Below are 5,808 nucleotides of genomic sequence, written 5' to 3'. Positions count from 1 at the left end.
ATCTGAAGAGCACGCAATATGCGCAGGCGACCGCCGCCAGCCACGACCTCGACACGCTGTTCGGCTATTATGACATCGTCAACGACAGCAACAGCTATTGGGACTTCCTGCCCAGCGCCAACATCAGCTTCAACGCGTCGGATGATGTGGTGCTGCGCGGCGCCGTTGCCCGGGTGATGTCGCGGCCGGGCTATGCCGATCTGGCGGGCGCCTTCTCTCTCAACGACCTCGCGCTGACGGGGACGGCTGGCGGGAATGTCGATCTCGATCCCTATCGCGCCTGGCAGTTCAACGTGGCGGCGGAATATTATTACGCCCCCGAGGCGCTGATCTCGGTGAACCTGTTCTACCTGAAGGTGCAGAGCTACGTCACCACGGCGACGACGAGCCGCTGGTTCGTGACCGAGCAGAATCCGAACGGGGCCTGGTTCCTGGTCACGTCTCCGGTGAACGGCCCGGGCGGCCGCAACCAGGGCGTGGAAGTGAACTGGCAGCAGCCGCTGTTCTCGGGCTTCGGCCTGCTCGCCAACTATACCTATTCCGACGCGAAGAACGACGACGGCGACGTGATGGACGGCAATTCGAAGCACAGCTTCAACCTGACCGGCTATTACGAGAACGAGCTGCTGTCGGCGCGGCTGGCCTATGGCTACCGCTCCAAGTTCCGCTCCGGCATCGATCGCGCCACGCCGATGTGGCAGGATGATTTCGGCCAGCTCGACGCTTCGCTTCAGCTGCGGATGAACAAGAATGTGTCGCTGACGCTGGACGCCCAGAACCTGACGAACTCGAAGCTTTACTACTTCGTCGGCGACAAGAGCGTGCCGCGTGCCTGGTACAACAATGGCCGCACCTTCTGGCTTGGCGCGCGCTTCTCGCTCTGAGCAAGACAGGCGGGCGAAATGCGGGCACAAGCTGACGGCATGCGGTTCGCAATTCTGCTCCTTCCCCTGATCGTTGCCTCCGCCGCCGTGGCGGCGGAGGTGCCGATGCTCCTGCCTCGGCCCTCGTCCATGCAAATGGGGGAGGGCGCCTTTTCGCTGGCGGGGCAGCGGGTTTCGGGGCTGGACGACGGCAGCCGGGCGGCGGCTGCGCGCTTCATCGACCTGCTGGGGCGATCGGGCGGGCCGGCGCTTTCGCAGCATCCCGACGGCCGGATCCGTTTCGTGCGGGACCCCGCGATCCGGGCTGCCGAAGGCTATCGGCTGGCGGTGACGCCGGACGGCGCGGAGGTTCGGGCCGCAACCGACGCAGGCCTCTATTATGGGGCCGTCACCCTGTGGCAGCTGGCGGACGGGGGGCGGTTGCCCGCCATCGCGATCGAGGACGCGCCCGCCTTCGGCTGGCGCGGCCTGATGATCGATAGCGCCCGGCATTTCCAGCATCCGGACGAGATCAGGGCGCTGATCGCGCGGATGGGCGAGGCGAAGCTGAACCGGCTGCACTGGCACCTGACGGACGACCAGGGCTGGCGGCTGCCGGTGGCGAAGCACCCCCGGCTGACGGAGATCGGCGGTTGCCGGCGCCCGGCAGGCGCGGCCGGAACCGGCGCGGACGGGCAGCCGGTGCGCTATTGCGGCCATTACAGCCGCGCGGAGATCCGCGACATCGTGGCCGTTGCCGCCGCGCACCATGTGACGATCGTGCCGGAAGTGGATGTGCCCGGCCATGCGACGGCGGCGGTCGCCGCGCTGCCGGAACTGGCCTCGACACCGAACCCGCCGGCCGAGCCGTCGTCAGACTGGGGCATCCTGCCCAATCTGTTCAGCGCCGAGGACACGACGTTCGCGCTGCTGAAGGATGTGATCGACGAGCTGGTCGGCCTGTTTCCGGGGCCCTACATCCACCTGGGCGGCGACGAGGCCGTGAAAGACCAGTGGAAGGCCGATCCGCGCGCGCAGGCGCGGATGAAGGCGCTGGGGCTGACGACCGAGAACGAGTTGCAGGGCTGGTTCATGGCGCGGCTGGGCGCGCATGTGGCCGCTCACGGCCGCCGCATGATCGGCTGGGACGAGATCCTGGAGGGTGGCGTTCCCGCTGACGCCACCGTGATGTCGTGGCGGGGGATCGACGGCGCCGTGACGGCGGCGAAGGCGGGCCACGACACTGTGCTGTCGCCCGCGCCGATCCTGTACCTCGATCATCGCCAGAGCGCTTCGGCCGACGAACCGCCGGGCCGGGGCGAGATCGTGAGCTGGAAGCGGCTGTTCGGCTTCGATCCGGCGCCCGCCGGGCTGACGGCGGCGGAGCGCGGCCATATCCTGGGGCTTCAGGCCAATATGTGGACCGAGCATGCCCGGACGCCTGAGTTCCGCACGCGGCAGATCTGGCCGCGCGGACTGGTGGTCGCGGAACTGGGATGGTCCCATCCGGTGGGGGACTGGGCCGATTTTGCGCAGCGCCTGTTCGCGCGGATGCAGCGCGACCGGGCGCTGGGCCATGGTTTCAACGAAACGCCGCTGGCGCCGCTGGCGGCGATGTCCGCCGCGGGCGGGGCGATCCGGGTGACGCTGTCGCAGCCGGCGGAGATCGGGAAGCTGCGCTATACCACGGACGGCTCCGCACCGACGCCGGCCTCGCCGGAGGCCGACGCGCCGCTGCTGCTGGCCGCGCCCGCCACGATCCGCGCCCGCGCCTTTCTGGGTGCGCAGCCGACCGGGCCGGAAGCGCGCTTCGAGGCGACGGGGGCGGCGCTGAGGAGCCGCCATGTCGCTGACATGGAGCTGTGCAGCAACAAGCTGCCGCTGCGGCTGGAGGATGACGGGGAGACGAACGGTGTCCGCCACATCCTGTGGGGCGATATCATGAACAACTGCTGGTTGTGGCGGCAGGCCCCGGCGGCCGGCGCCCGCCGGGTGGTCGCGACGGTCGGTTCGGTGCCCTATAATTTCTCCCTTGGGGCCGACATGGCGCAGGTGAAGTTCGCCGTGCCGCGAACGCCGGGCGGTGAGCTGGAGATCCGGCTGGGCAGCTGCGAGGGCCGCCTGCTGGCGAGCCTGCCGCTGACGCCTGCCGCAGGAAACGCCGGGCTGAGCCGGCTGGAAGGCCCGATCGAGGCGCTGCCGGGGCCGGCCGCGGATCTGTGCCTGCGCTTCACCCAGAAGGATGCGGACCCGCTGTGGATGATCGAGCGGCTGGAGCTGAAATGATCGAGTTGCTGAGCCCGCTTTCCGGGTGGGTGGCCCCGCTGTCCGAACTGCCGGACCCGGTGTTCGCCGAGGGCATGCTGGGCGGGGGCGTGCAGATCGACCCGACCGAGGGGTTGCTGGTGGCCCCTGCGGCCGGGCGGATCGAGAGCATCCATTCCGCCGCCCATGCCATCACGCTGGCGTGCGATGCGGGGCCGGCGCTGCTGCTGCATGTGGGGCTGGAGACGGTGGCGCTGGGCGGGCGCGGCTTCGAGCCGCTGGTGGCGGCGGGGGACCGGGTGGCGGCGGGGCAGCCCTTGCTGCGCTTCGACCTCGACCTGCTGGCGCAGGCGGCGCGCAGCCTTGCGACCCCCATCCTTGTCACCAATGGCGAGGCGTTCCGCATCGCATGGGCCGGGGCCGGGCTGATCGCGGCGGGCGAGCCCCTGATGCGGCTGGAGGCGGTTGACGCAGCGGCGCGGACGGGCGGGGCAGCCGGGCCGGTGGCCGCGCGGGATCTGGTGCTGCCGCTGGCGCATGGCCTGCACGCGCGGCCGGCCGCGCGGCTGGCGCGCGAGGCGGCGCGTTTCGATGCTGCGCTGCGCATCGGCAGCGGCGACCGGATGGCGCCGGCCGACAGCCCCGTCGCCATGCTGGCGCTGGCATTGCCGCACGGGGCGGCGATCCGGCTGGAAGCGACCGGCCCTGAGGCCGAGGCGGCGCTGGACGCGGTGGCGGCGATGATCGCAGGCGGCATGGGCGAGTTCCGCGCCGCGGGCGCCGCACCCGGCAGCGCGGACGCGGCTGCCGGCCTGCCGCCGGTGCTGACGGGCGTGCGGGCTTCGCCCGGCCGTGCGATCGGCCCGGCCTTTCATTTCCGCCGCCCGGAAATCGCGGTCCGCACGTCGTTTCTGGGGGCCGACACCGAACTGGCGGCGCTGGAGTATGCCCGCAAGGCCACCGCCGCAGCGCTGGCGCAGGCGGCCGGGGGCGAAGGCGCGGCGGCCGATATCGCGGCCGCGCATCTGTCGTTCCTGGATGACCCCGCCTTGCTGGATGCGGCGCGGCGCGGGATTGCGGGCGGCGCGAGTGCCGGGGTTGCATGGCAGCGCGCGACGGACGGATTCGCCGCATTGCTGGCGGGGGCCTCGCGCCGCTTCGCGGAGCGGGTGGCCGACCTGCGCGACGTGGAGCGGCAGCTTCTGGCGGCGCTGGCCGGCGAATCCGGCGAACAGGCCCTGCCGCCGCCGGGGGTGATCCTTCTGGCCGATGACCTTGCCCCTTCGGACCTGATGGCGCTGGCCGGTGTGGGCCTGGCCGGGATTGCGGGGGCGGACGGCGGCCCGACCTCTCATGTCGCGATCATCGCGCAGGGGCTTGGGCTGCCGATGGTGGCCGCGCTGGGGCCGTTGGGGGCGATCCCGGACGGGCGGATGCTGCTGCTGGACGCGGATGCGGCGAGCCTGGAATCCGCGCCGGACGAAGCCCGGCTGGCGGCGGCGCGCGCGACGGCCGAGGCGGCGGCGGCACGGCGGGCGGCCGCGCTGGACACGGCCGCGCTGCCCACGGTGACGCGCGACGGGGTGGCGATCGAGCTGTTCGCAAACCTGGGCTCGGTGGCGGACGCCCGGATGGCGGCTTCGCAGCACGCAGAGGGTTGTGGCCTGCTGCGGACCGAGTTCCTGTTCCTGGACCGGGACACGCCGCCGACGGAGGAAGAGCAGCGGCGGGACGTGCAGGCGATTGCCGACGCGCTCGGGCCGAAGCCGCTGGTGGTGCGCACGCTGGATATCGGCGCCGACAAGCCCGCCCCCTGGCTGGACCAGCCGGCGGAAGAGAATCCGGCGTTGGGCCTGCGCGGCATCCGGCTGCAGCTGGCGCGGCCGGCGCTGCTGGAAGCGCAGTTCCGCGCGATGCTGGCGGTGGATGCGCCGCTGAGCCTGATGCTGCCGATGGTGGCCCATGCAGCGGAGCTGGCGCAGGCCCGCGCGCTGCTGCTGCGGCTGGCGGCCGAGGCGGGGCGCGCGCCGCCGCCGCTGGGCATCATGGTGGAAACGCCGGCGGCCGCGCTGATGGCGGAAACGCTGGCGGCCGAGGCGGATTTCTTTTCGATCGGCAGCAACGATCTTGCCCAATATGCGCTTGCCGCAGACCGGACCAACCCGGCGGTGGCGGCCACGCTGGACGGGCTGCACCCCGCCGTGCTGCGCCTGATCGCGCAGACGGTGGCGGGGGCGGCGACGCGCGGGCGCTGGGTGGGCATCTGCGGCTCGCTCGCCGCGGATCCGCAGGCTGTGCCGATCCTGATCGGGCTTGGACTGACCGAGCTTTCGGTGCCGCCCGCCGCCGTCGCGGAGACGAAGGCGGCCGTGCGCGGCCTTTCGATGGCGCAGTGCCGCGCGCTGGCCGCGCGGGCGCTGGCCGCCCCGGATGCGGCGGCCGTCCGCCGCCCGGGCCTTCTGGAGGAAGCCGCATGAGAGGGTTGCTGGAACGGATGCAGCCGCTGGGCCGGGCCTTGATGCTGCCGATCGCGGTGCTGCCGGTTGCCGCGCTGCTGCTGCGGCTGGGCCAGCCCGACCTGCTGGACATCCCCTTCGTCGCGGCGGCCGGGGCCGCCATCTTCGATCACCTGGGCCTGATCTTCGCCATCGGCGTGGGCGTCGGCCTTGCGAAGGACAAT

The 5,808-nt window shown here is 71.8% G+C and carries 4 protein-coding genes; all 4 read left to right on the top strand.

All coding sequences use genetic code 11. The features are described from left to right. A partial coding sequence (locus ACE3O8_RS12585) for a TonB-dependent receptor domain-containing protein (RefSeq protein WP_374390267.1) occupies window positions 1-884 on the top strand: 884 nt, incomplete at its 5' end. A gap of 105 nt (window positions 885-989) precedes the next feature. Continuing rightward, the gene (locus tag ACE3O8_RS12580; RefSeq protein WP_374390265.1) at window positions 990-3,149 is read left to right on the top strand and encodes a family 20 glycosylhydrolase; all 2,160 of its coding nucleotides are present in this window, start codon (window positions 990-992) and stop codon (window positions 3,147-3,149) included. Then, complete coding sequence (gene ptsP, locus ACE3O8_RS12575) at window positions 3,146-5,605, top strand: phosphoenolpyruvate--protein phosphotransferase (RefSeq protein ID WP_374390263.1); 2,460 nt, start codon at window positions 3,146-3,148, stop codon at window positions 5,603-5,605. The genes ACE3O8_RS12580 and ptsP overlap by 4 nt, the downstream gene beginning before the upstream one ends. Next, window positions 5,602-5,808, top strand: a 207-nt coding sequence (locus ACE3O8_RS12570; protein ID WP_374390261.1) for a PTS transporter subunit EIIC, incomplete at its 3' end; no start/stop codon positions are given. The genes ptsP and ACE3O8_RS12570, both read left to right, overlap by 4 nt.

Origin of the sequence: Sandaracinobacter sp., assembly GCF_041909755.1 — a bacterium.
GTDB lineage: Bacteria > Pseudomonadota > Alphaproteobacteria > Sphingomonadales > Sphingomonadaceae > Sandaracinobacteroides.
Note: the sequence above shows the minus strand (reverse complement) of the source record. Positions and strands in the feature narration are given on the sequence as shown.

Bases quoted from the DNA above. Each gene is read 5' to 3' on its own strand.
- ACE3O8_RS12580 (WP_374390265.1), top strand. From the start codon at position 990: ATGCTCCTGCCTCGGCCCTCGTCCATGCAAATGGGGGAGGGCGCCTTT.
- ptsP (WP_374390263.1), top strand. From the start codon at position 3,146: ATGATCGAGTTGCTGAGCCCGCTTTCCGGGTGGGTGGCCCCGCTGTCC.